This is a genomic window from Pseudomonas sp. NPDC047961, from assembly GCF_050272435.1.
In the GTDB taxonomy this organism is placed as follows: Bacteria; Pseudomonadota; Gammaproteobacteria; order Pseudomonadales; family Pseudomonadaceae; genus Stutzerimonas.
The window spans coordinates 750,154-775,713 of the sequence record NZ_JBNNMD010000003.1; the positions used below are offsets into that span (position 1 = coordinate 750,154).

The 25,560-nt window shown below is 60.4% G+C and carries 22 protein-coding genes and 1 tRNA gene; 11 read left to right on the forward strand and 12 right to left on the reverse strand.

All coding sequences use genetic code 11. From position 1 onward, the window contains the following. The first annotated feature begins 87 nt into the window (after positions 1–87). From ACQKIK_RS14255 to ACQKIK_RS14270, 4 genes are all read left to right on the forward strand, one after another. On the forward strand, positions 88–705 hold the full coding sequence (locus tag ACQKIK_RS14255) for a 50S ribosomal protein L25/general stress protein Ctc (RefSeq protein ID WP_045424953.1): 618 nt from the start codon (positions 88–90) through the stop codon (positions 703–705). 34 nt (positions 706–739) lie between these two features. After that, positions 740–1,324 (forward strand): aminoacyl-tRNA hydrolase, encoded by a 585-nt coding sequence (gene pth / locus ACQKIK_RS14260; RefSeq protein WP_045424951.1) that lies wholly within the window; start codon positions 740–742, stop codon positions 1,322–1,324. A 137-nt stretch (positions 1,325–1,461) separates the two neighbouring features. Next, positions 1,462–2,562 carry a redox-regulated ATPase YchF gene (gene ychF / locus ACQKIK_RS14265; RefSeq protein WP_064480475.1) on the forward strand — a complete coding sequence of 367 codons (1,101 nt, stop codon included), beginning with the start codon at positions 1,462–1,464 and terminating at the stop codon, positions 2,560–2,562. Between the two features lie 223 nt (positions 2,563–2,785). Beyond that, positions 2,786–3,484 carry a DNA-3-methyladenine glycosylase gene (locus ACQKIK_RS14270; protein WP_463287995.1) on the forward strand — a complete coding sequence of 233 codons (699 nt, stop codon included), beginning with the start codon at positions 2,786–2,788 and terminating at the stop codon, positions 3,482–3,484. Positions 3,485–3,492: 8 nt separating this feature from the next. Here the strand turns inward: ACQKIK_RS14270 and ACQKIK_RS14275 are convergent, their stop codons facing one another. Further along, on the reverse strand, positions 3,493–4,608 hold the full coding sequence (locus ACQKIK_RS14275) for a metallophosphoesterase (RefSeq protein WP_463287994.1): 1,116 nt from the start codon (positions 4,606–4,608) through the stop codon (positions 3,493–3,495). A gap of 508 nt (positions 4,609–5,116) precedes the next feature. After that, the gene (locus tag ACQKIK_RS14280) at positions 5,117–5,311 is read right to left on the reverse strand and encodes a hypothetical protein (protein WP_499136408.1); all 195 of its coding nucleotides are present in this window, start codon (positions 5,309–5,311) and stop codon (positions 5,117–5,119) included. A gap of 468 nt (positions 5,312–5,779) precedes the next feature. On the opposite strand from ACQKIK_RS14280, the gene ACQKIK_RS14285 reads away from it, so the two are divergent. After that, positions 5,780–5,856 (forward strand) — tRNA-Met (locus ACQKIK_RS14285). Positions 5,857–5,931: 75 nt separating this feature from the next. Next, positions 5,932–6,156 (forward strand): hypothetical protein, encoded by a 225-nt coding sequence (locus ACQKIK_RS14290; RefSeq protein WP_499136410.1) that lies wholly within the window; start codon positions 5,932–5,934, stop codon positions 6,154–6,156. 217 nt (positions 6,157–6,373) lie between these two features. On the opposite strand, the gene ACQKIK_RS14295 is transcribed toward ACQKIK_RS14290, so the two are convergent. Continuing rightward, positions 6,374–8,323 carry a PAS domain S-box protein gene (locus ACQKIK_RS14295; protein ID WP_499136411.1) on the reverse strand — a complete coding sequence of 650 codons (1,950 nt, stop codon included), beginning with the start codon at positions 8,321–8,323 and terminating at the stop codon, positions 6,374–6,376. 764 nt (positions 8,324–9,087) lie between these two features. Between ACQKIK_RS14295 and ACQKIK_RS14300 the strand changes: the two genes are divergently transcribed. After that, entirely contained in the window at positions 9,088–9,480 is a 393-nt protein-coding gene (locus ACQKIK_RS14300; RefSeq protein WP_499136412.1) for a VOC family protein, read from the forward strand. Between the two features lie 115 nt (positions 9,481–9,595). Here the strand turns inward: ACQKIK_RS14300 and ACQKIK_RS14305 are convergent, their stop codons facing one another. The 4 genes from ACQKIK_RS14305 to otsB all read right to left on the reverse strand — a co-directional run bounded on the left by ACQKIK_RS14305 (position 9,596) and on the right by otsB (position 13,436). Next, positions 9,596–10,510, reverse strand: coding sequence for a DMT family transporter (locus ACQKIK_RS14305; RefSeq protein ID WP_499136413.1), 915 nt, complete (start codon positions 10,508–10,510; stop codon positions 9,596–9,598). Continuing rightward, entirely contained in the window at positions 10,510–11,157 is a 648-nt protein-coding gene (gene can, locus ACQKIK_RS14310) for a carbonate dehydratase (protein ID WP_046162638.1), read from the reverse strand. The genes ACQKIK_RS14305 and can overlap by 1 nt, the downstream gene beginning before the upstream one ends. An 80-nt stretch (positions 11,158–11,237) precedes the next feature. Next, positions 11,238–12,647, reverse strand: a complete 1,410-nt coding sequence (gene otsA, locus ACQKIK_RS14315; RefSeq protein ID WP_463288291.1) for an alpha,alpha-trehalose-phosphate synthase (UDP-forming) — start codon at positions 12,645–12,647, stop codon at positions 11,238–11,240. 12 nt (positions 12,648–12,659) lie between these two features. Next, the gene (gene otsB / locus ACQKIK_RS14320; RefSeq protein WP_499136414.1) at positions 12,660–13,436 is read right to left on the reverse strand and encodes a trehalose-phosphatase; all 777 of its coding nucleotides are present in this window, start codon (positions 13,434–13,436) and stop codon (positions 12,660–12,662) included. 184 nt (positions 13,437–13,620) lie between these two features. Here otsB and ACQKIK_RS14325 point away from each other — a divergent pair, with 184 nt between their 5' ends. Then, positions 13,621–14,163 (forward strand): hypothetical protein, encoded by a 543-nt coding sequence (locus tag ACQKIK_RS14325; RefSeq protein ID WP_499136415.1) that lies wholly within the window; start codon positions 13,621–13,623, stop codon positions 14,161–14,163. 106 nt (positions 14,164–14,269) lie between these two features. On the opposite strand, the gene rimI is transcribed toward ACQKIK_RS14325, so the two are convergent. The 5 genes from rimI to ACQKIK_RS14350 form a co-directional block, all read right to left on the reverse strand. Further along, entirely contained in the window at positions 14,270–14,722 is a 453-nt protein-coding gene (gene rimI, locus ACQKIK_RS14330; RefSeq protein ID WP_045424930.1) for a ribosomal protein S18-alanine N-acetyltransferase, read from the reverse strand. Continuing rightward, positions 14,715–15,581, reverse strand: coding sequence for an energy transducer TonB (locus ACQKIK_RS14335; RefSeq protein WP_499136416.1), 867 nt, complete (start codon positions 15,579–15,581; stop codon positions 14,715–14,717). Before ACQKIK_RS14335 ends, rimI begins: the two co-directional genes overlap by 8 nt. After that, a complete protein-coding gene (locus ACQKIK_RS14340; protein ID WP_499136418.1) occupies positions 15,578–17,125 on the reverse strand; it encodes a 2-isopropylmalate synthase in 1,548 nt (515 codons plus the stop codon). Before ACQKIK_RS14340 ends, ACQKIK_RS14335 begins: the two co-directional genes overlap by 4 nt. A 262-nt stretch (positions 17,126–17,387) precedes the next feature. Further along, positions 17,388–18,626, reverse strand: coding sequence for a saccharopine dehydrogenase family protein (locus tag ACQKIK_RS14345; protein ID WP_463309643.1), 1,239 nt, complete (start codon positions 18,624–18,626; stop codon positions 17,388–17,390). 28 nt (positions 18,627–18,654) lie between these two features. Further along, positions 18,655–19,752 carry a carboxynorspermidine decarboxylase gene (locus ACQKIK_RS14350; protein WP_499136438.1) on the reverse strand — a complete coding sequence of 366 codons (1,098 nt, stop codon included), beginning with the start codon at positions 19,750–19,752 and terminating at the stop codon, positions 18,655–18,657. Positions 19,753–20,071: 319 nt separating this feature from the next. On the opposite strand from ACQKIK_RS14350, the gene mksB reads away from it, so the two are divergent. From mksB to mksF, 3 genes are all read left to right on the forward strand, one after another. Then, entirely contained in the window at positions 20,072–21,313 is a 1,242-nt protein-coding gene (gene mksB / locus ACQKIK_RS14355) for an Mks condensin complex protein MksB (RefSeq protein WP_128121756.1), read from the forward strand. Positions 21,314–21,411: 98 nt separating this feature from the next. Beyond that, positions 21,412–22,101, forward strand: coding sequence for an Mks condensin complex protein MksE (mksE, locus tag ACQKIK_RS14360; protein ID WP_499136419.1), 690 nt, complete (start codon positions 21,412–21,414; stop codon positions 22,099–22,101). After that, a complete protein-coding gene (mksF, locus tag ACQKIK_RS14365; RefSeq protein ID WP_499136420.1) occupies positions 22,098–24,947 on the forward strand; it encodes an Mks condensin complex protein MksF in 2,850 nt (949 codons plus the stop codon). Before mksE ends, mksF begins: the two co-directional genes overlap by 4 nt. Positions 24,948–25,560: the final 613 nt, after the last annotated feature.

Genomic DNA, 25,560 nt, shown 5'->3' on the forward strand with positions numbered 1-25,560 from the left:
CCCCGCCTCGTGCGGGGCTTTTTGCCCAACCGCCCGGTAGCGCTGGTCGCGAGCGTTTCGGGTGCGTTGTTATCCTGGAGAAACACAATGACTGATTTCACTCTGAATGCCCAAGTGCGTTCCGACCTGGGGAAAGGTGCGAGCCGCCGCCTGCGTCGTAACGCCAACCTCGTTCCAGCCGTAATCTACGGTGGTGACAAGGCTCCGCAATCCATCAGCCTGCTGCTGAAAGACGTAACCAAGCTGCTGGAAACCGAAGCCTCTTTCAGCCACGTACTGACCCTGAACGTCGACGGCCAGAACGAGTCCGTTCTGATCAAGGCGCTGCAGCGTCATCCGGCCAAAGGCTTCGTTCTGCACGCTGACTTCGTCCGTGTCGTCGAAGGTCACAAGCTGACTGCTACCGTACCGCTGCACTTCCTGAACCAGGAAACTTCGGTAGGCGTTAAGCAGCAAGGCGGCGAGATCCTGCACAACATCAACGAAGTGGAAGTCTCCTGCCTGCCGCAGGATCTGCCTGAGTTCATCGAGGTCGACATGGCCAACGTTGAAGTCGGTCAGGTACTGCACATGACCGACCTCAAGCTGCCGAACGGCGTTGAGCTGGTCGCCCTGGCACACGGGAGCGATCTGCCGGTTGCCAACGTTCACGCGCCGCGCGTGAACAAGGAAGACACTCCGAAAGAAGAAGGCGCTGCCGAGTAATCCACTCGCCATCACCTGAGGAAGGGCCTCTGTCGTGACTGCCGTTAAACTGATCGTCGGCCTGGGTAACCCGGGCCCTGAATACGACCAGACCCGGCATAACGCAGGGGCCCTTTTCGTTGAGCGTCTGGCTGCCCACAAGGGCGTCAATCTCAGCGTCGATCGCAAGTATTTCGGCCTGGTCGGCAAGTTTCGCCACCAAGACGAAGACGTCCGCCTGTTGATCCCCACCACCTTCATGAACCGTAGCGGTCAAGCGGTGGCGGCACTGGCCGGATTTTTCCGAATTCCCCCCGAATCCATCTTGGTTGCCCACGATGAGCTCGACATGCCCCCCGGCGTCGCCAAGCTCAAACAAGGCGGCGGCCATGGCGGGCATAACGGGCTTCGCGACATCATTGCCAAGCTCGGTAATCAGAACAATTTCTACCGCCTGCGGCTGGGCATCGGCCACCCAGGTCATAGCAGCCTGGTGACCGGTTACGTACTGGGCCGAGCGCCCCAGGCCGAGCGCGAAAAGCTGGACGCCAGCATCGACTTCACCTTCGACGTGCTACCCGAAATTCTCGCCGGTGACTGGACGCGTGCAATGCAGCGTCTGCACAGCCAGAAGGCCTGATCGAACTCGACGCAGGAACGCAAGACAAAGCAACGGCTGAGCGGAAGGCTTGCACTACAGCGCATCACGAAGCCGTTTAACGCAGTTTGGCAACGCCGGTAGCGCAGAGCTGCCAGCCAACACCGAGGCAAGACACCATGGGATTCAATTGCGGCATCGTCGGCCTGCCCAACGTCGGCAAGTCCACCCTGTTCAACGCACTGACCAAGTCCGGAATCGCTGCGGAAAACTTCCCCTTCTGCACCATCGAGCCGAACAGTGGCATCGTGCCGATGCCCGATCCTCGCCTGCAGGCTTTGGCCGACATCGTCAAGCCCGAGCGAATCCTGCCGACCACCATGGAATTTGTCGACATCGCCGGCCTCGTCGAAGGCGCTTCAAAGGGTGAAGGTCTGGGCAACAAGTTCCTCGCCAACATCCGTGAGACCGATGCAATAGCCCACGTGGTGCGTTGCTTCGAAGACGAAAACGTCATCCACGTCTCCAACTCGGTCGACCCCAAGCGCGACATCGAAATCATCGAACTCGAACTGATCTTCGCCGATCTCGACAGCTGCGAAAAGCAACTGCAGCGCGTGACCCGCAACGCCAAGGGCGGCGACAAGGAAGCCGTAGCGCAGAAAGCGCTGCTGGAAAAATTGATCCCCCACTTCACCGAAGCCAAGCCGGCCCGCACGCTCTTGAAGAAGCTGGGCGATGATGATGTTCAACTGGCCAAGGGCTTCCACTTGCTCACCAGCAAGCCGGTCATGTACATCGCCAACGTGGCCGAAGACGGCTTCGAGAACAACCCGCACCTGGATGTGGTCAAGGCAATCGCCGCCGAAGAAGGCGCCCTCGTGGTACCGGTGTGCAACAAGATCGAAGCGGAAATCGCCGAGCTCGACGATGGTGAAGAAAAGGACATGTTCCTTGAGTCCCTCGGCCTTGAAGAGCCCGGCTTGAACCGCGTGATCCGCGCCGGTTACGAGTTGCTCAACCTGCAAACCTACTTCACGGCTGGCGTGAAGGAAGTCCGCGCCTGGACTGTGAAAGTCGGCGCTACAGCCCCTCAAGGCGCAGGCGTAATCCACACCGATTTCGAGAAAGGCTTCATCCGCGCTGAAGTGGTCGCCTATAACGACTTCATCCAGTACAAAGGCGAAGCCGGCGCCAAGGAAGCTGGTAAATGGCGCCTGGAGGGCAAGGAATACATCATCAAGGATGGCGACGTGATGCACTTCCGCTTCAACGTTTAAGCGAAATTGCCACATTGGCATTCATTGATTGCCGCGCTCAAAGCCTCGCTCACGCGAGGCTTTTTTGTGTTCCGAGGTAAGAAGTCGTCGCTGTAAAAATTCAGGGAAGCGCCCGCTTTCAAACATTAGGCTGACGACCGGTACGGAATCTGTTGATCAAGCGCGGAATATTCGCCCCGCTTATGCGGTCGGAACAGGCAGACCTGCCGAAGCCGGAGCCCTGATGAACAGCCTCACCGAACCACCGCTACAGCACCTCGACGACGCCTTTTTCGACCGGGACGCGCAAATTGTCGCTCAGGCATTGCTCGGTACCGTAATTCGCCACTGCGTCGACGGGTTGTGGTTGTCGGCGCGCATCATCGAGACCGAGGCCTATTACATCGACGAGAAAGCCAGTCACTCTTCGCTCGGCCACAGCCCCTCGCGGCGTGCCATGTTCATGCCGGCCGGCCATCTCTATCTGTATTACTCGCGGGGCGGGGACTCACTGAACTTCAGCGTACAGGGGGACGGGAATGCGGTCTGCATCAAGGCCGGATACCCCTGGGTCGATTCGCTGTCCTGCGAAGAATCTATCGAACGCATGCGCACTAACAGCCCCGCCGCCGCGGGAGGCCCACGTCCCCTGACCCGCCTCTGCTCTGGCCAGACGCTGCTATGCAAGGCGCTGGGGCTGAAGGTAACGGAGTGGAATGCCCAGCGCTTGGACCCTACCAAGTTGCGCTTGGATGACATCGGTGCGCGTCCGGATATCATCCAGACCACCCGCCTCGGCATTCCCGCCGGTCGTGACGAGCACCTGCCGTACCGATTTGTCGATGCCGGCTTTGCCGCACACTGCACGCGCAATCCGATGCGCCGTGGGCAACAGGAGGGTCAGGACTACGTACTACTGCGCCGCGAGCTGTTAGCGAGCTAGCTCATCACTCAAACAGCCCTGACCAGACGAATCCGGGTTATCTCCGACGGCGCCCCGAAGCGCAGCGGCGGTCCCCAGTAACCCGTGCCACGGCTGATATAGATCTGCATGTCACCAACGCGCTGCAGCCCCGCCACCCACGGCTGCTGCCAGCGCACAAAATGCATCCACGGCCAAAATTGGCCGCCGTGCGTATGGCCGGACAACTGCAGATCACAGCCAGCCTCAACTGCCGCCTGAGCCGAACGCGGCTGGTGCGCCAACAGTAAGCGCGGCACGTCATCGGGCGCGCCCGCAAACGCAGCGATCGGATCGCTTCGATGGCTGGGCCGGAACAGCTCAGCTGAATAGTCGGCGATGCCAGCCAATATCAAGCGAGCACCGTCGTGTTCGAGTTGAACATGACGATTGAGCAACACTGCCATACCCAGCCGCTCAAACTCGGCAATCCAGCTGTCGGCACCGGAATAGTATTCGTGGTTGCCGGTCACTACGTAAGTGCCATGACGGGCGCTCAGTTGAGCCAACGGCGCAATGTCATCGGCCAGATCGGCAACGCTGCCGTCCACAAGATCGCCAGTGATAACGATCAGATCGGGAGAAAGTCCATTGACCCGCCTGACGATCGCATCGATATATCCCTGTTTGATTGTCGGCCCGACGTGGATGTCACTGAGCTGCACAATGCTGAAACCCTCCAGTGCCGCCGGTAGATCTTGCAAGGCGATGTCGCGCACGACTACCCGAGCCGTGCGCCGGGCGTTGAGCACGCCGAACAGGGTAACGGCTGCAACCGCGACTAGGACCGCCAGCGCCGAGCCCTGCGCAATTGCAGCCGACTCCCAGCCCAGCAGTGAAGCCAACACCAATGCAAAGGCTCGCAGCAGTGCGAATATCGCCAGGCTGGAAAAGATCCCCATCGCCAGCAATCCAGACCACGCCAGCAGCGCACTGCCCGCCCCTCGCACCAGCACGCCGTAGCGCATCAGTACAGCCGAAAGCACAAGATAGCCCCACGCTAAAACGCTGCCGAACAGCCCAAGCGCAAGATCAGGGATCAGCGTGACACCGACGAATACATGCAAGCCAATCAGCAGCACCGCAACCAATATCCGCCTGTTCATGCGTTACGTCTCTTGAGCAAAGGGGGGAAGCATTGTTATGCCTCCAGCGAACGGGCTGCGTATCGGTATCGACAAGTAGTTGAAAGGCAACATGCACGGAAACGCACCACCTCAGTTGGACACACGACTTGCCCTCAAGGAGGGTACCTCGGAGCTTTTACCTCATAACAGTCGTATTCGAAATCGAAACATCACAACGGGAATAGGCCCATCTGGCTCCGCCTCTCGGGGACGGCACAGCCGTCCTGATACGAGCAGACAAGTGAACGAGCGCATAGAGTTTTAGCGGAACGAACCCTGCGGTTGGTGTGCCCGATATTTGGCCCGTATGCGCGCAGTCAAACGCAAGCGGTCTGATCTAAAGAAGCACCAGGCCCGCGGACCAGTCCGCCCCACCCCAAATGCGTGCAAGCTACGACATCCCGCTGCGTGTAACGGCCCTCGCGATTGGAGAGCCTTTGGCAGCGCTCGGCACATCCAAGCCATGCAGCTAGAGGCAAGCGAACCGCTACATCACACCAGGGTCAGGCATCGGATCCGGCGGTGGCGGCTCTTTTTCCAGCTGTTCAAGCACTTCGTCCGGCAGAACGCCGCCATCGTCCAGCTCGGTATCACTCTCGGCGTCGTCGAGGTCGTTCATTGGCGATTCGTCCACCCGCCAGGGATACAGCGGCGGATCGCTTGGATGGGTAGTGCTGAGCATGATGATCTCCTCGCAGGTGTGCCTGCAAAGTTAGGCAGGCCCGACCCTGCATCGTTCGGACCGGTCATCATGACGCGCACAGGCCTGCTGGATCTGGCATTCGCTCAGTAATCGGAAAAACAGCCGATGCGCGTGGGTAGTGCGGCAACGCAGAAGTAGACAGCCAAGCGGCTGCAACACTTGACGTTAGTCCGGCGGGCCTCCTAGCGAGCTCTGAGCATGACCACCAAGCGCGACCACCTTGCCGCCAACCTGGCTGCGGCTGGCTGACCAAGTAGATCCAACAGAACGCCACGCTGGTACGCAACGAGCACTTGGCCAGCCTCGCGTTCGCGCCGAAATTGGGGTTGATCGACAGCGCACCGGCAACGGTCGGACCGGCGGCATAAGCATTTGAAAAAGCAGGCAGAAAAAGCGCACCAGGAGGGTTGACACACAACTGCGCGACGCGAATAATGCGCGCCACTTGGCTACGTAGCTCAGTTGGTTAGAGCATAGCATTCATAATGCTGGGGTCCGGGGTTCAAGTCCCTGCGTAGCCACCAATTCAAGAAAGGGTTCAGCGAAAGCTGAACCTTTTTTTTTGGCCGCCGTTTAGCCAACCGCACCGAGAGCGCACCATGAGAGACGATTTCGACAACATCCGCGCCGAGCGCGAAACGCCCTACCTAGCCGTTGCCGCCAATGCTGACAAACATGCCGGACTTTGGAAACAGATCGCGATCGGCATCGTGGTTGGGCATCTGTCGTTGGCGTTGATAGGTGCTGTGGTGTGGATGGTTGCATCTCAGCTGCTTGTTGGAGATTTGCAAATCGTTGCGCCGTGGGCTGGGAAGAAGGGGTAAAAACCCCGGCCACACCGGAACACTCGGTCTCCAAACATAAACGCACCCCCTTCCTGTTCGGTGATCTCTGAAGCCGAACACCCACTGTCTCCAGCAGCCCATCGGCTTGCACGAAGCCGAGGGGTGGGTTGGTTCAGGCCAGCTGAGAGGAATAGCTCTGGTCTTGCTCTGTCAGCGTCTAGGCACCCGGCAACGCAAAGCGTGACGGCCACTGTCTCTAGAGGACAGCAGCGCGCGAGGCGTCGTCCCATGAAAACGCCCGTCCCTTGCCCGCGCGCTTGGCTTGGTACATGCGCTCGTCCGCTTCACGCATCAGTTGCGCCGCGTCTTTGTCGCTACCGGCTGTGTAACAGGAAATGCCGATACTGGCGCTCACGTTAGCCAGGCCATGCGAGGTACTGATCGGCTGAGCTATTGCAGCGAGCACCTTTTCGGCCACCAGACGTGCATCAGACTCGCAGTTGGCCAAGCCCTCTAGCAGCACGGTGAACTCATCTCCGGCCAGCCGTACCACGCTGTCGCTCTCCCGTACGCACTGTTGCAATAACACAGCGACTGCGCGCAGCAACTCGTCTCCGGCTTCGTGCCCGAAGGTATCGTTCACAGCCTTGAATCCATCGAGGTCGATAAATAGCAAGCCTAGATCGGAAACCGAGCGGTCAGCCCGCGACAATGCAATCGGTAGTAGTTCGGTGAGCCCGCGGCGGTTCAACAGGCCTGTTAGTGCATCGTGCCGCGCCTCGCTCTCCCGCTGAGCCTCATGGAGTTTGCGCTCAGATATGTCATGCAGAAACGCACTGAACAGTGTCTTGCCGCCCAAGTGCAACGCGCGGACGCACATTTCGACGGTCAGGTGCGAGCCGTCCTTGCGTAACGCCGGCAGCTCCAGCCGGCGACCGAGCAATGTTGATTCGCCTATTGCCAAGTAGCGCGCGATCCCCGCACGGTGCGCCGCCCGCATCTCCGACGGAACGATCAATTGGTCTAACGTATGTCCAATCGCTTCACTGATGCTCCAGCCGAAGGTTTCTTCAGCCGCCCGATTCCATGCTCGCACGACGCCATTCTGGTCAAGGCTGATGTATGCGTCAGTGGCATGCTCGATAACGGTGGCCAGTTCGACCTCACGGTCTCGGGCCTCCTGCTCGGCCCGCTGCCGGCTATCTATGACAGTGCGGAGTTCCCGATTGGACTGCGATAGCTGTTCGGTACGCTCTTGCACCCGCGCTTCCAGTTCCCGACGGAGCACGGCAAGCCCTTCTTCCGCCTCCTTGCGCGCCTGGATGTCGCGGATTACAGCGATGAAATATTCAAGTTCACCTTGCGCGGAGAGCTTTTTGCTAACGCTCAGCTTGATCCAGACCGCGTGGCCTTCCCTGTGCACATAGCGTTTTTCTAGGTGATACGCATCTAACTCGCCCGAGGCGAGCTTGCGCACCAGGTCTAGGTCGTCGTCCAGGTCTTCCGGGTGAGTAATGTCTTGGAAAGTCATCTTCAGAAGCTCGGCGGCGCTGTAACCAACGATGCGACACAGAGGCTCGTTGACACTCTGCCAAGTGCCATCGGGCGCGACGATTGCGATGCCCACCGAAGCAAGCTCGAATACCGAGCGGTATCGCTCCTCGCTTTCCACCAGCAGTTCGTCGGCCTGACTTAGCTGCGAGCGGGCCAGCAACAGAGTCTCGCGAAGTTGCATCTCGCGGGCGACCATGTCTGCCATATCCTGGAGAATTTGTAGCTCGACCGCAGTGAACGCACGCGGTCGCGTATCAATGGCACACAGCGTACCGAGCGCCAGTCCTCCTTGGGTTCGGATTGGCGCACCGGCGTAGGCGCGAATATGCGGTGCGCCTAATACCAACGGGTTATCTGCGAAGCGCTCGTCTAGATAGGCATCGGGAACTACCAACAGCGGTTCGCCATCAAGGATCGCGTGTGCACAAAACGCCTGGTCACGAGGGGTCTCGCTAACATTGAGCCCGACGCGGGATTTGAACCACTGACGGTGCTCATCGATCAGCGAGACCAGCGCGATTGGCGTGCCGAGCGTGTGGGCGAGCAGGCGGGTCAAACGATCAAAAACGGGCTCTGGATCGGTGTCGAGGATCTGAAGCGCGTGAAGAAGTTGCAGACGCTCAACTTCGTTGGCGGGATGAGGCGCAACCATAAGAGCTCCCGTAGCTGCGACAACATTGCAGTATGCGGATCGGAAAGGAGGGCTTTGGCTAAGCCAATAGATAAGAATTGGCCATTTGCCTTCACCAGGCAACGGAAGGTATTGAAGATGCGTGGACCTTGCTGCGCACCGGGGCTAAGTAATCGTGTACTGTCGGCTGCTCTGGGTCAAATCAAGTCTGGCGAGCGGGCTGCTTTCTGGCCCAGGCTGCATAAAACGCTCGTGATGACCCGCACTGCACGCTCGTTCTCCAATTCTGAAAACGAACAACTGTGGTGCAGATCGTAGATTGACGGAGAGGGCGAAAAAGGGACAGCTTATTTTTGCGGTTCTAAACGTCTACATCCGGGCCCAGATGAAGTCAGTGATCGGCGAGTCGAAGGGTATCTGCGAACAAACCGACCGTGCGCTCTCTCAGTACCGTAACCGGGTTCCACCCGAGGCAACTTGGTCGACTTATTTGCCGGCATGAAAGAGTGGCTGCGGCGTCGCCTTTTCCACGGCGAAGACTTGGCCATGCAGCGACTGGCCGAAGTGCTGCGGGCACGATACCGGGAAGTCGGAAAGGACGGGGAAATGCCACTAGGTTAGCGACCGAGGCCTGCCAGGATTGTGGGTGCCCCGAACGAGCCGACGCGGGATGACGCTGTACACCCTGATCCGCCCCCCTATCCGCCGTTTGACCACCCGCTTCGTGCCGGTGCTACATTGCACGCTCGATAGCCGCACAACCCAAACCACCTAGCGAGGCCCCCATGCTCAACCATGTAATGGTCGGTTCGAATGATATTGAACGGTCGAAGCGGTTCTACGATGCCGTGCTCGGCCTACTCGGCGCAGGCGAGCCGATCCGCAACACGGGCCCCTCCGGGCATACCCGCCTCTTCTACCGACACGACGGGAGCCTGTTCGGTGTCACCGAGCCCATCAACGGTGAAGAAGCGACCGTAGGCAATGGCGGCACGATTGGCTTCAAATGCAACTCTCCCGAGCAGGTCCAGGCATTTCACGACGTAGCCGTCGCTCACGGCGGCACCACCTGCGAGGAGCCGCCGGGGCTGCGCGAAAGCAGCCTCGGCGCGATTCACCTGGGGTATGTACGCGACCCTGACGGCCACAAGCTGTGCGCCATCTACCGCGCGCCGTAGCCTGCCCCCAGCGCCGCACAACCAAGGTGCGGCACTGGAAACTGAACGTCGATGAGCCGCAGACCGCTGCGGCGCATTCACCCAGCATCAGACTGCACCGCCGCCGTGACGTTGTTCACCTCGAAATCACGCTGCGCACGCGGGTCTGGGTTGCCAGCAGCAAACCGGCAAAAATCAGTCCGCCGCCAACCCAGTGGAACAGCTGCAAGCCTTCCCCCAGTAGCAGCCAGCCGAGAATCGCGGTGAATACCGGCATCAGGTACGTCGCCATCGCCGCTTTCGCCGCGCCGACGGTTTTGACGCCGTGATTCCAGGAAAGATAAGCCACCAGCGACGCGAAGATCGCGGTATAGGCGATGACGGCGAGGTTGATCGGGCTTGGTTCGAACCCCCCGACATGACTGAGCTCGAACAGGTAGAACGGCAGGATAAACGGCGTACCGATTGCCATCAGCACGCCTAGCAGTGTCAAGGGCGGAACCTGGAGAAAGGCGCCCCAACGCCGTAGCGACAGGGTGTACAGCGCCCATACCAGAACCGCAGCGAGCATGATGAGATCGCCGGCCTTGAAGGCCAAATGGGTGAACGCATCCCAGCTGCCGCGGCTGATGAGGTAGACCAGCCCGCACGCGGCGATGGCCATGCCGAACCAGGCGCGACGGGCTGGCCATTCACCCAACAGCAGGCCGCCGCCGATGAAGGTGAACAGGGGCAGGCAAGTGTTGACCAGGGTGAGGTTGATAGCCTCGGTGCTTTGCGCCGCGGAATACAGCAATGAGTTGTAGCTGCTGATGCCCAATGCGGCGATCACCGGCAGCCGCCAACCCGCAGCGCGTAGCGTGGCCCTGTGTGTCCAGATGGAGCGCGCCACGAACGGCAGCAACAGGCAGGTCGCCAGCACCCAGCGCCAGAACGACAAGGTCAGCGGCGGTATTGCATTGTGAAAGGCGCGCGCCACCAGCGCGTTGCCGCTCCAGCAGAGCACAGCGAGCAGCAGGCCGGCGAAAGCCCATCCCTGACGCCCTTCCATCAGACCGGCCGACGCGTGCGGAGGCGGTACTGCGGCGGCAGCTGATCAAGACCGCTGATCGTAACGTTGAGGTTCTTCCAGATGCCGTCCTTGATGCCGTAGATGCAACCATGCACGGACAGCGGTTGATCGCGATGCCAGGCGTTCTGGACGATGTTGGTGTGGCTGACGTTGGCCACCTGCTGGATAACGTTGAGCTCACAGAGGCGATCCACCTGTGCTTCTTCGGTGGGGAAGCTGGCGATGTGCTCGCGGTGTTCGTAGTACAGGTCGCGGATGGTGCGCAGCCAGCCGTCGATCAGGCCGAGCTGATCGTCACGCATCGAAGCGCGAACACCGCCGCAGCCATAATGACCGGTGACGAGGATGTGTTTCACCTTGAGCACATCCACCGCGTACTGAATGACCGATAGGCAATTGAGGTCGGTGTGCAGCACGACGTTAGCGACGTTGCGGTGAACGAAGAGATCGCCGGGCAGCAGGCCGACAATCTCATTGGCAGGCACGCGGGCATCGGAACAGCCGATCCAGAGGTACTCCGGCAGCTGCTGCTTGGCCAGTTTGGTGAAGAAAGTAGGGTCTTCTTCGATGATCGCTTCAGCCCAGCGCGCATTGTTCTCGAATAACTGTTGAAGCTCGTTGCTCATCGCTTGCCCCTTCCATTCCGACATGCACGTTACGAACCGGTCGGCGTTTTGACAAGCACGCAGACCGGTGCGTCACAGCATTAGACGGTGAACAGCGGATTCGAAGGAACTTCAGCTCTCGGGCGGGAGGAAAATGCGCGCAGGTCGCGCAGGAAATTGTCGCGCCAGGCGTCCAGGTCAGCGGCGCGTATTGCCCGCATCATGTGCTCGTAGCGATCCTTGCGCTCGGTGAGCGACATACGCATCGCCCGGTCCAACGCCTCGGCCATGCCGATGCAATCGTAGGGATTGATGATCAGCGCTGACGTCAGCTCGCGAGCGGCCCCGGCGAAGCGCGACAGCACCAGTACGCCGGGATTTTCCGGGTCCTGAGACGCGACGAATTCCTTGGCGACCAGGTTCATCCCGTCGCGCAGCGGGGTGACGAAGCCGATGTCGGACTGGCGGAACAAGCCCATCAGGGTTTTCCGATCATGACTTTTGTTGAGGTAATGAAGGGGCGTCCAGTCCAGGTCCGACAGCCAGCCATTGATGTGGCCCGCTGCGCTTTCCAGCTGCTGACGAATGTGCTGATAGGTCTTTACGTCCGAACGCGACGTCGGCGCGATCTGGATGAATTCGACAGCGCGACGATGTTCCGGGTATCGGTCCAGGAACGCTTCGTATGCTTTGAACCGCTCGACCAGGCCCTTGGAATAATCCAGCCGGTCCACGCTGATGATCTTCTTGCGATCGACGTCCGTGGTGCGCCGCATGGGCTTGCTTCGGCCCTTGTAGGACTCGGCGAGCGTCTGGATCTCATCCGGGACAACGCCAATGGGATACACCCCGGCGCGGAAATTCTGACCATACGCTGTCAGGCTTCCATCGGACTCAAGAATTCCCCGCACTTCGCGGGTCATGTAGTCCTGGAAGGCGAGCCGATCCGTTTCCGTCTGGAAGCCGATGAGGTCGTAGAAGCAAAGTGTTTTCAGCAACTCATTGTGCGGCGGAATGACGGTCAGGATTTCCGGCGGCGGAAACGGAATGTGAAGGAAGAAACCGATGCGGTTGCGGATGCCGAGCTGGCGGCAAGCTTCGGCGAAGGGAATCAGGTGATAGTCGTGGATCCAGATGATGTCGTCAGGTTCGAGCAGCGGTTTCAGTTTCTCCGCCAGCATGGCGTTGACCCGTCTGTAGCCTTCGTACTCCTGCCGGTTGTATCGCGCCAGGTCGATCCTATAGTGAAAGATCGGCCACAGCGTGGCATTGGAAAATCCACGGTAATACTGGTCGTAATCCTGCTTGGTGAGGCCCATCGTGGCGTAGGTGATATTGCCAACGGTCTCGGTACGGGTTTGCGGGGTGCTGCTTACATCGCCATTCCAGCCAAACCAGATACCGCCAGCTTGGCGCAATGCGTCGTGAACGCCAACTGCAAGCCCGCCAGCAGCGACCTTCCCCGCCTTGATCGGCGCTACGCGGTTGGAAACCACTACTAGTCGGCTCATGTAGTTCTCGCTTCAGTCTGGTTTTATTGGATGTTGCTGCGGCTCGGACAGCGTGCTCTGCAATCCGTCGAGCCAGATGGCGACGGCTTCTACTGACGCCAGCCGCTGCATGGCTTCGGTCGGACCTGTGCCCACCTTGATCGAGACCCCGCCCAGTTCGTTGACCACCGAGAAGCCTGCCTCATCGGTCAGGTCATCGCCGATGAAGACGGGTGTCCGTCCAGCAAACGGCGCCTCCTGCATGAAGGTTCGGATGACCTCACCCTTGCTGGCGCCGCGCGGCTTGAGTTCGAACACACACTTGCCAGGCTGTAGCGCCAGCACCTCACCATAACGGGCCACGAAATCTTCGGCCACGCCGCGCGCTGTCTCTTCAAGCTCAGGAGCCAGGCGGAAATGCAGCGCAAAGGCGACGCCCTTGTTCTCCAGCGTCAGGCCAGGATGCTCGGCACATGCTTGCGCCAACTCGCGCTGGATGGCGTCGAACACGTCATTATCGAGGGTCAGGTTTTGCAACTCGCCGGTAGCGGTACGACGCTCGGCGCCGTGCACGCCGGCGGCGGGCAGTTGCAGAGGCGTGAGCAGCGCATCGAGCTGGCTGATCGGCCGGCCCGACACGACCGCAACAGGAATGCCATTGGCGCTCAGCCGTTCCAGCGCCGCCAGTGAACAAGGGGGGATGAAAACGAGTTCAGGCCGCGGTTGGATATCAGCGAGCGTGCCATCAACATCGAAGAAAAAAGCGCAGCTCCGAGCCTCTAGCTCGGGTTGATCATTTTGTTTACTCATGCAACTGGGACCCCCGATCAACGGTGGTGGTTCGCGTTTTTTATCGCGGCCGCCGCCTGTAATTCAACATGCACGGCCACTGCAGCTTGGTTCATAAAGGCGGAACCGGCCAGCGGCCGGCCTGAATCTTCACATCGTCACCGGGTCACAAACTGCAAGACCAGAGTTCTAGCAGGAGGTTGTCATGAACGATTCCAAGCCTTACACCCCATCGGAAATCGACACTACCGAGGACCGCATGGGTTCAATCGAACAGCTCGATTTCGACCAGCATCGGGACGACCGTAAAGGCCGCATCGGGGATGAAGTTCCTGCCGAAGAACTCGAGGACGAGTTTCCGCCAGAGCGTGTAGCCGAAGCCGGCATGACGACTGGCGAAGTACCTGGCGGGCAGACCACCATGGATGACATGGCGCCAGAGACGCTGATTCCCGACGATGGGTCCCGCTCGCCGCACGAGCCGGGCCATGGCGGGCCGGCCGACCAGGATCTGAGTGAAGTTTCGGAGCATCGCATCGGTGCCGACGTGGACCTGGACGAGGCCGAAGAAGGCCGCTCCAACCCACTGGACGGTAAGCCCTGGGACGGCCCGGCAGATGGCGATCCGGACACCGGTCTTGGCGGCGGTGACGCTGTGCTACACGAAAATGACGATGTGATGGACGACAACGAGCTTGGCGGCGACGCCCCGCTGGATTCTGGCCGGGACAAGGCGCCAGGACAGTAGCCTCGCGCAACCGGCTGTCTGCCGTACGCAACGGATGTATGGAGACGATAAAGGAGAAGGCCCGACTCTTTCGAATCGGGCCTTCTTGCGTCAGACCTTCGCTTGATCAGTCGATCAGCGTACAGGCCATTACCAACGCATCCTCCCGCCCTTCGGCAGATGGATAGTAACCGCGGCGACGCCCCACCTCATTGAAGCCATAACGCTCATACAAGCGATAAGCCGAGGTGTTGCTCGCGCGCACTTCAAGAAAGCATTCGCGCCCGCCACGCTCCTGAGCGCGTTGCATCAGGTGTTCCAGCAGTCGCAAGCCAAGCCCGTGACCCTGGCTCTGTGGTTTGACAGTGATGTTGAGCAGATGCGCTTCATCGAGGATGACATTGATCACGCCGTGGCCGACCTGCTGCTCGCCCTCGAACATAACCCAGCACTCGTAGGCGGTGAGCGCATCGGTGAAGATGCCGCGGGTCCAGGGGTGGCTGAAAGCGGCGTATTCGATTTTCAGAACGGTTTCGATATCCGCCGCGGTCATCGGGCGGAAGCTCACTGCATCACTCATGAACACTACTCGTGGATCCACTCAAACCGATCACCCAGCGCGGCATGCTGCGGCGCATGGCTCGCCACAGCTGCGCCTTGCTGCCGGGCTGCTCCATCAACTGCTCGAGCCCCGGCATCGTCAACGCAACGCCTAAGCCTTCGATTGTCAGCTCGCGATAGCAGGCGTCCGCCTCGACTTCGCCAGCAAACCGCAGCGCAGGCGAGCCGATCAGCCAGAGGCAGGCACAACCCATTTCTTCCAACTCGGCCGCGACCACGCCCTGCACGTAGTCACGTGCAGCTTCGCCGCCCTGATCGAGGCTGCCGCGATGGAGCAGCGGCCAGCGAATCGGCTCACCGTCTCCAACCTGCTGTGGGCTGTCCGGTAGCCTGGCAGCACGCAACAAGTCCTTGAGCAGGATGTAAGCAGGATCGCGGCTCTGGAAAGACTCACCCGTCGGCAGCTCGACCAGCAACAGCACATTGCCAGCACGCAGCAGCTGCAAGGCGAAGCGAGGGGGCGGTACGGCGGCTTTCTGCTCGGCGGTAACCGCCTGCGCTTCGCGGGCCTTCGCCGCAGGTTTTTTCGGCTCGGGCACGGCGATGCGTGGCATGACCGAGCGAACCGCATCTGCGGCCGGGCTGGCCGAAGCAGCCGTCGCAGGCGCTGCCGGCTCGGGCGCTGCCGGCTCGGGCGCTGTGCGGCTCGGCTGTGGCGTTGGTTGAAGCTCGACGACTGGCGCGGGCTCGGATGCCGTCTCGACGATTTGCAAGAGCTCCGGGCGCGAAGGCGCGGCAAAGGGCAGCTCGGCTCGCGGCAGCCAGGTGGTGATCTGCATGGCGTCAAGGAAGGCACGACGCCGGCTTTCGGTAATCAAACCCCGGTCACCTGTGGATGAGCCTTGGCGCCAACCTGCATCAGGTTCAGCGCATTGAGGTAGGCCTTGGCCGAGGCCACGACGATATCGGTGTCGGCACCGTTGCCGTTGACGATACGTCCGCCCTTCTCCAACCGCACCGTGACCTCGCCTTGCGAGTCAGTGCCCTTGGTGATCGCGTTAACCGAGTACAGCTGAAGTGTGGCGCCCGAGTTGGCCACCGACTCGATGGCTTTGAAGGTTGCGTCGACCGGCCCAGAACCCTGAGCTGCCGCAGCCTGCTCGTTGCCATCCACGTTCAGCACGAGCTTGGCGTCCGGCACCTCGCCGGTCTTGCTCGCCACTTCCAGCGTCACCAGCTTGAAATGTTCCTGCACGTCCTCGGCGAGCGTGTCAGAAACCAGTGCCTGCAAATCCTCGTCGAAAATCTCGTGCTTCTTGTCGGCCAGCTCCTTGAAGCGGGCAAAAGCCGCGTTCAGCTCGCCTTCGCCCGGCAAAACGATACCCAGCTCCTCGAGCCGCGCGCGAAAGGCGGCACGTCCCGAGTGCTTGCCCATGACCATCTTGTTGGCGTTCCAGCCGACCGACTGCGCGGACATGATTTCATAGGTTTCGCGGTGCTTGAGCACGCCATCCTGATGGATGCCGGATTCGTGAGCAAAGGCATTGGCACCGACGATGGCCTTGTTCGGCTGCACTGGGAAGCCCGTAATGCCGGACACCAGACGCGAGGCGCTGAGAATGTGCTCGGTCTCGATGCGGGTGTGCACGTTGAGCAGGTCCTGACGCGTCTTGATCGCCATGACGATCTCCTCCAGCGCGGCGTTACCGGCGCGCTCGCCCAGGCCGTTGATGGTGCACTCGACCTGCCGCGCACCGGCAACGACCGCCGCCAGCGAGTTAGCCACCGCCAGGCCCAGGTCGTTGTGGCAGTGAACGGAGAAGACGGCTTTGTCCGCGTTGGGAACGCGCTCGAGCAGCTGGCGGATGGTCTCCGCATATTGGTGCGGGATGGCGTAGCCGACCGTGTCTGGAATGTTGATGGTGCGCGCGCCCGCATCGATGGCCGCTTCGATGATGCGGCAGAGGAAATCGATTTCCGAGCGGCCGGCGTCCTCGCACGAGAATTCCACATCAGCGCAGAGGTTACGCGCCTTGGTCACCGCACGTACGGCCTGCTCGACCACCTGATCCGGCTGCATGCGCAGCTTGTACTGCATATGGATCGGGCTGGTGGCAATAAAGGTGTGGATGCGACCAGAGTTGGCACCGGCCAGCGCTTCAGCGGCACGCTCGATGTCGGCATCCACGGCACGGGCCAAACTACAGACGGTGCTGTCCTTGATGTGATCCGCCACGGCTTTGACCGCAGCGAAATCGCCAGGGCTGGCGATGGCGAAGCCCGCCTCGATCACGTCCACTTTCAGCCGCTCGAGGGCCTTGGCGATGCGCAGCTTTTCTTCGCCGGTCATAGAAGCGCCGGGACTCTGCTCACCGTCTCGCAGGGTAGTGTCGAAGATGATGACGCGGTCGTTGCTGCTCATAGTCAAATCCTCACGGCTGCCGAGCGCCTCTGAGGGGGCGCTTGTAGACGGTGGATTGTCGCGTGAAATGAACAAGGCGGGAAGGCACAGCTGCATTCGTAGGGTGGATGTCGTTTTTTACACCCACCCTACGAAAGCCGAAATGCCCGCCTTGGCTCGTAGGGTGGATGTTGCTTTTACATCCCCCCTAGTCCCCAAAGCAAAAAGGCCCCGCAGCTGAAGCAGCGGGGCCTTTCGTTCTTACGTGCAGCTCGTGGCTGGCTTATTGATCCCAAGCGCGGTCGCCGTGCTCGTCTTTAATCCGCGTGGGCAGGCCCATCGCGTCGAGCAGTTTGAGGAATGGCTGCGCCGGCAGTTGCTCGACGTTGACCATCCGCTGCGCATCCCACTCTCCACGCGCTACCAACAGCGCGGCAGCAACCGGCGGCACGCCAGCGGTGTAGGAAATGCCCTGACTGTCCGTCTCGGCGTAGGCCTCTTCATGGTCGGCCACGTTGTAGATGAACAGCTCGCGCGGCTGGCCGTCCTTGGTGCCTTTGATGAGATCGCCGATGCAGGTCTTGCCGGTGTAGCCAGGCGCCAGCGAAGCGGGATCGGGCAGTACGGCCTTCACCACCTTGAGCGGCACTACTTCCAGGCCCTCGGCTGTGCGGACCGGCTGCTCGGAAAGCAGGCCGAGGTTCTTCAGCACGGTGAAGACATTGATGTAGTGATCACCAAAGCTCATCCAGAAGCGTACGTTCGGTACGCCGAGGTGCTTGGAGAGCGAATGCACCTCGTCATGGCCGGTCAGGTAGAGGCTCTGCTCGCCCACGACCGGCAGGTCGTCGGTGCGCTTGACCTCGAACATGGTGTTGGTCGTCCACTGGCTGTTCTGCCAGCTGTAGACCTGACCGGTGAATTCGCGGAAGTTTATTTCCGGGTCGAAGTTGGTCGCGAAATATTTGCCGTGCGAACCGGCGTTGACGTCCAGGATGTCGATCGACTCGATCGTGTCGAAGTGCTCCTGCTGTGCCAGGGCGGCGTAAGCGTTGACCACGCCCGGATCAAAGCCAGCACCCAGAATGGCGGTGACGCCCTTTTCCTGGCACTCGGCCAGGTGCTTCCACTCGTAGTTGCCATACCACGGTGGGGTTTCACAAATCTTGTTCGGCTCTTCGTGGATTGCCGTGTCGAGATACGCGGCGCCAGTGTCGATGCATGCGCGCAGCACAGCCATATTCAGGAAGGCTGAACCGACATTGATGACTATCTGCGATTCGGTTTCACGGATCAGCGCCTTGGTCGCTTCTACGTCAAGCGCGTCCAGCACGTAGGCCTTGATTTCACCGGGCTGTTTCAATCCGCCCTTGGCCTGCACGCTGTCGATGATGGCCCGGCATTTGGAGATGCTGCGCGACGCGATAGCAATACGACCGAGTTCGTCGTTGTGCTGCGCGCACTTATGGGCCACCACCTTAGCGACACCTCCTGCACCAATGATAAGAACGTTTTTCTTCAATTGTTTTGTCACTCCTTAAGTCGCCGCCTCAGGAAAGGCTGGACAGGTAATCATCAAAGTCGAACTCGCGAACTACCTCGACGTTGCCGTCGAGCTGCTTTACCACGATGGACGGCATTTTCAGGCCGTTGAACCAGTTTTTCTTGACCATGGTGTAACCCGCCGCGTCGATAAACGACAGCCGATCGCCGATGGCCAGCGGACGATCGAATTGGTACTCGCCGAAGATGTCGCCGGCCAGACAGGATTTGCCGCACACCATGTAGCTGTGCTCGCCGTCGCTGGGCGCCATCTTGGCGTTCAGGCGGTAGATCAGCAGATCGAGCATGTGCGCCTCGATCGAGCTGTCGACGACCGCGAGATTCTTGCCGTTGTAGAGGGTGTCGAGCACCGTCACTTCCAGCGAGGAACTGAGGGTGATCGCCGCTTCGCCCGGCTCCAGGTAGACCTGCACGCCATACTTTCCGGAGAAGGCCTTCAGGCGAGCGCAGAACGCATCGAGTGGGTAGCCCTCCCCGGTGAAGTGGATTCCGCCGCCGAGGCTGACCCACTCGACCTGTTCAAGCAGAGGGCCGAAGCGCTCCTCGATGGTCGTGAGCATCTTGTCGAACAGCTCGAAGCTGCCGTTCTCACAGTTGTTGTGAAACATGAAGCCAGAGATCTTGCTCATGACCGCGGCGATTTTCTCTGGGTCCCATTCGCCCAGGCGGCTGAACGGGCGTGCCGGATCAGCGAGCAAGTAGTCGGAGCTGCTGACCTGGGGGTTCACGCGCAAACCCCGAATGGTGCCTTCGGTGGCGGCCTCGAAGCGCTCGAGTTGGCCGATGGAGTTGAAGATGATCTTGTCGCAGTTAGCGACCATTTCTTCAATTTCATCGTCGGCCCAGGCCACGCTGTAAGCATGCGCTTCTCCAGCGAATTTCTGCCGACCGAGCTTGAGCTCATAGAGTGACGACGAAGTAGTACCGTCCATGTACTGCTGCATCAGGTCGAAAACCGACCAGGTGGCGAAGCACTTAAGAGCCAGCAACGCCTTGGCGCCGGACTGCTCGCGTACGTAGGCAATCTTTTCGAGATTGCCCAACAGTTTCTGTTTGTCGATGAGGTAGTACGGCGTCTTGATCATGTGTGCGTGCCCCTCGAAGGTCGCCGACAGGAAGCCGGCCGCTTCCCGTTTGGAAAAAAGGGCGAATTGTGCCGATAACTGGCGCATACCGAAATAGCATTTCGACACTTCGTCGACTTTCATGATGTTCGGTCGCGACTAAATCGGTGAACGGCAGCGATGCGCCGCACGCTACCTCTGATCGATGACGTCCCGGTGAACGGTCCTGTTTGCTGATCCAAATGCCGATCAGGGCGCATCCGATCGTCTCCGCCTGCCATCACGCCAGCAGTGATGCAGTACAATTTGCGCCTTTTTTCATGGCTGGATTGGCGCCTCGATGATCGAACCCAAGCGCGTATTGCGCGCCCTCGCCGAACACTGGACATTGCTCGAGCCGCTGTGCGAGCGCTTCGATGCCGGCACCCTGAGCCTGATCGAACTTCGTCATCAGCTCGCTGCGCAACTGCCGGAAGGAACGCCCACCGACATCACTGCCCTGCTCGATCAATGGATTCGCCTGGACATATTGGTCCCGGTGGCGAAGAGCCCGAACCGCTTCGAGCTGAACGCGCAGATTCACGATTTCCTCGCCTACCTGCGCCGCGAACACCGACTTGGCCTGTGCCTGGAAATCGAAGCGTACCTGCGCCATCTCGAACGCCTGGCCGGCCACATCCAAGACGCCTTCGAGATCCGCGACGGGCAGGATCTCGCGCGCCAGCTGCGCCTGCTCGATATGCGCGTACGTGACGTGCTGAAAAAGCTCGCCAACGACGAACAAGCGCTCATCGGTGTCGCCGATCGGGCCAAGACCAGTGACCGGCAAATTCCATTGCGTCAGCGTTACGCCGAGGTCCTGGCGACCTGGGACGAATACGTAGAGCCGATGATTCAGCTGGTCGCGGCTGACGGCGCCTTCGAACAGGGCGTTTACCGCGTCGAACAGGTGCTGATGAAGCTGCTCGGCGAGCAACAGCGGCTTGGCCAGCTGGTTGACGACGACCTGTTGCTGCGCACTCATGCGCGAATTCTGGAAATGCAGAGCACCGCCCAGCTCACCCTGCGTCACGCTCGCGAGCTGTTGCTGCCCTTGCGCGAGGAAGCCCGTCGGCACAATGCGGTGACGCGAGGCGCCGCGCTGGCCTTGTCAGCCATCCGCAAGAAAGGACTGGACGCGGTGCCGCAGGCCTCACTGCCATTGTTCACCCGGCCGCAGAGCACCTTTCTCGGCTCGGCCAGCCAGGTTGAAGCCTACGTCTACGCCCTGGCCCGCTTTGAGCCGAAACCGGCGCAGTTCCCCCGCGCTGGCAGCAAGCGCAAGACCGATGCACCGCGGTCGCCACTGACCGCACGGGAGATGCTCGACCGCTGCGAACAGGCGCTGCCACTGCCGGACCTGATGCAATGGCTGCTGGAGCAGGAGCCGGATGGCGCGACCGATGAGCTGCTCTATTGGTTCTCACGGCTGTCCCGCGATGCGCGCTTTCAACGCGACCGCCTGGAGCGGCGCGAGTACCTGACCCGTGAGCATCAGGTCAGCCTTAGCTCCTTTGCGCTGCTGGCCAATGCTGATGGTTGAGGTCGCGCCCCATTGGCGATGTATCGCCCGCCCCGATTCGATTCCTTTTCGTGAAAAGCGCCTCGTGCCTGCTCACACGATGATTGACTGAGTTGCGTATGAACATTGATCTGAAAGAAATGACCCAGCTGGCGCCGATTTTCCGCGAGCTCTTCAAGGGCTATCACCTGTCTCGCAGCGAGCCGGAGTGCTACGCCCAACTGTCCAGCATGCAGGACCAATACCGCGCTCTGTTCAAGGCGCTCGGCTTCGAACTGGTCTGCGATCCGCGCGGCTTCTACTATTTTGTCCCCGAGCAGATGGGCGCACAGGTCAACAAGACCGCACAGCGACTGGCGCTGTTTACCTTCATCCTGGTCGAGCACTTGGCTGATCAGGGTCGCGATCCCCTCGCGGTGTTGGACGGCGGCACCCTCGGCCGAGATGAGCTGCCGGCGCTGCTCGACAAGTACCGCGACCTGTTTCTGCAGGCTGAAGTCACCACGCAGGACGAATTGGAGGAAAAGGTAATCCGCCGCCTGACGCAGCTGGGCTTCGCCGAAGACAGCAACGGCATCTACCGTTTCCTGCCGCCCATGCACCGCTTCCTCGATGTTTGCCTGTCCGTTCAGCAAGACCGCGACCTGGCGGCGAGCCTGCACAGCAATGACCTGCCACTGCCCGCACCACAGCTTATCGCCGAGGAAGAAGAGGAGGACGACATCATTCTTCTCGACCGTGGCCCGGACGATTCCGAAGAAGATGCCTTGGCACGTGCCATCGCTGAAGAAAAGGAGCTTGAAGCATGAGCCAGGAACGCTACGGCATCCGCCGCTTTGCTTTGCTAAACACTGCAGGCTACAGCCTCGGCATGTTCCCGCTGGAAACGCCGCTGTCGGTATATGGCGCAAATAACCTCGGCAAGTCCGCGTCGATCAACGCCCTGCAGTTCCCGATTCTGGCGCGCATGTCGGACATGAGTTTTGGCAAGTACAGCCTGGAGCAGTCGCGCAAGTTCTACTTTGCCAGCGACACCAGCTACATCCTCGTCGAAGTCGCCCTGCCCCATGGCCCTCACGTGATCGGCGTTGCCGGCCGCGGTCCGGGCGGCGGCTTCGGTCACCAGTTCTTTGTCTACCAGGGCTCGCTGGACCTCGACCACTACCAGCAGAACGGTACCTGCCTGCGCCAACGCGAGCTGTTCGCCAATCTTGAGCGGGCGGGCATCAAGGCCTACGAGGCCAAGCCAGACGAGCTGCGGCGGCTGCTAGTCGGTGGCCACACCGCAATCCCGCTGGACATGACGCTCATCCCGCTGCGTTCGACCAGCGAGCAGAGCCTCAAAACCTTCCGCGCGTTGTTCATCAACCTGCTGCACATGCGCGAGATCACCGCAGCCAAGCTCAAGCAGCTATTCCTCGATGCATTCGAGCACAGCCTGCGCTCCGGCAGCGTCGACTACATCGCCGCCACCGAAGAAGCCTTCCGCGACGTGCGCCGGATGGAGCAGGATTATCAGGCACTAGTTGCGGCCGGTCCGCTGGTCGAGGCGCTGGCTGCGGGCGTGGCCCAGCGTGAACTGCTGCGCGGCAAGCTGCATCGCCTGTCCCCTTTGCTCGACTCGCTGCTGGGCACCTGGCAGGACTATGCCGGCGCGCGCAAGGAAGAATTGGTCATCCAGGCTGAGCACTATCGCCGCGAGCAGGACGGTTTACAGAACGAACAGCGCGGCAGCACGGCCGAGCTGATGCGACTGGAACGCGAAATCAGCGAGATCCAGCGCTGGTTGGGCGAACTGGCGGTGCTGAAAAACCGCTTTGCCCTGGTCGAGGATGCTCACGTGCTGGAGCAACAGCTGCTTGCCGCCAAGGACGCTCATGACGAGCTGGCAGGCGCCTTGTCGCAATCGCGCCAGTTCTCCAGCGAAGATCTAGACGAGCGTCTGCGCGATCTGGAGAAACGCCTGAAATCGGTCCGGCTGCAACTGGACCATGCGGACAACAACAGCTATTCGCGCCTGCGCGAGGAGTTCTCACAAGCGGACGTCGATCGCCTGATGCGGCTGTTCAACGGGCAGCTGTTCAGCCTGCCGCTAGGGGACAAAGGTATCGCGCTGGATGATGGCGAAGCATGGGTCAAATCACTCGAAGCGGTCCTGGACGGCTTTAAGGGCGAGCGATTCGAGGCACCGGGCATCTCCATCGATCTCTCGCATATCGAACCGCCGGCCCTTCAGGCGTTGGCCGACCGTGCTGCTTTGCGTGACCAGAAGGATCGTCTCGAGCGCGAGCTAAAGCAGTTGAAGGCGCAGCACTCGGTGGCAATCGACCGCGCCGCCAGCAAGGCTCAGGCCGAACAACTCTACCAGCAGGTCCTCGATTCGCAGAAAGCGCTGGAAGACTTCCGCCGCTGCCAGACGCTGTCGGCCCAGGAAGGCAGCAAGCTCGAGCAGCTGGCGCAGGCGGAGGCTGCGCAGGACGAGCTCAAGCGAACCAGCGATGCCTTTACCGAACGCGTCCAGCACCTGTCGGCAAAACTGCAATTGGTCGGCCGTCAGCTGGCGGATCTGGAAGCCAAGGAGCGCACGCTAGAAGACGCGCTGCGTCGTCGCCAGCTGCTACCAGCAGATTTGCCCTTTGGCACGCCATTCATGGATCCAGTGGACGATTCGCTAGACAACCTGCAACCGCTGCTCAACGACTATCAGGACAGCTGGCAAGCGCTGCAGCGCGTCGACGGGCAGATCGAAGCGCTCTATGCGCAGGTTCGCCTCAAGGGCGTCGCCAAGTTCGACAGCGAAGAGGATCCGGAGCGCCGCTTGCAGCTGTTGGTGAACGCCTACGCGCATCGCCAGGACGAAGCCCTCACACTGGCCAAGGCGCGCCGCGCCGCGGTTACCGACATTGCCCGAACCCTGCGCAACATCCGCAGCGACTATGACAGCCTTGAACATCAGTTGGCCCTGTTCAACCGCGAAATTAACAAGCGTCAGGTATCCAACCTCGAAAGCTTCCGCATCGTGCTGGCTCCGAACAAGGATGCGCTTAAGCACATCGACCAGATCATCCACAGCGCCGGGCAATACGAGCAAGGCGAGACGCTCTCGGTTTTCGACCTGCAGCAAAGCAGCGAGCAGGACAGCAAGAACGAGGAAGCCAAGGAGTACCTGGCACGCTTGGTTGCTGCCAACAACAACCAGCTCGGCCTCAAAGATCTGTTCGAGCTGGCTTTTGAAATCACCAAGGTCGGCGGCCAACCGGTGATTCATACCGACATCGACGGCGCAGCGTCCAACGGCACGACGATGACCATCAAAGCGCTGACCAACATGTACCTGCTGCTGCACCTGATGGATCGTGAGCAAGCAGGCCGCATTCGTCTGCCCTACTACCTGGACGAAGCCGCCGATATCGACGAGCGTAACCAGCAGGCGCTGATCGAAACCAGCTTGCAGCTTGGCTTCGTGCCGATCCTCGCCTCGGTTAAACCGCAGGTCTCAGCACACGTCGCTATCGACCTGGAAGGCGGCAGCGGCCCGAGCGGAATCTACATCGACGAGGCGGACTGGAAGTTCATCAGGCGTCGTGAGCAAGCCGAGCCATTTGACGTCGCAGCTGGTCAAAGGCCTGCTAAAGAGGTCGAGCCAGTCAGCTGATCACAAGATCGAAAACTAACCAGCTTGCCACTGGTGCGAGCTGGTTAGTTCAGCTTCAAACTCCCCCGCTGTACCGCCTTAGTGCGACCGCGCTTACAAGCTGAGCTGAACTGAGCGGCTCGCCGCGTCAACTGCTACTGCTAGGCACTGACCGATAGGCGATACCGTCAGCCACCCGATGTCTTGGGTCGCGTTTACCTTACGCAGCGGTGTTCTCCGGCTACGCCTCGGCATGAGCATTCTAACTGTTATACAGCTCGCCACAGCGTGAGCGCTCATATTTAGAACCGCCGGCTAGCCCATACCGATCCAATGGTTCCCTGCATCACCTCGGCGTGAGCCTTCGATACAGTGATGCCTCCGGGCAGAGTGCCTCACCGGAGCTGTCGAAGTCGTATCATTTGATCTGAGGACGCACGATCGCTCGCCAGTTCTGAAGCAACTTCTGAACGCAGGAGCGAGCTAAAGGATCATGTGGGATAAAACGGCAGTGTGAGGATTTCGAGTTTTCCAAACGCCAAAGACAAACCCCCGATCCTCTTACGAAGATCGGGGGTTTGGTGTAGAAGCTTGACGATGACCTACTCTCACATGGGGAAACCCCACACTACCA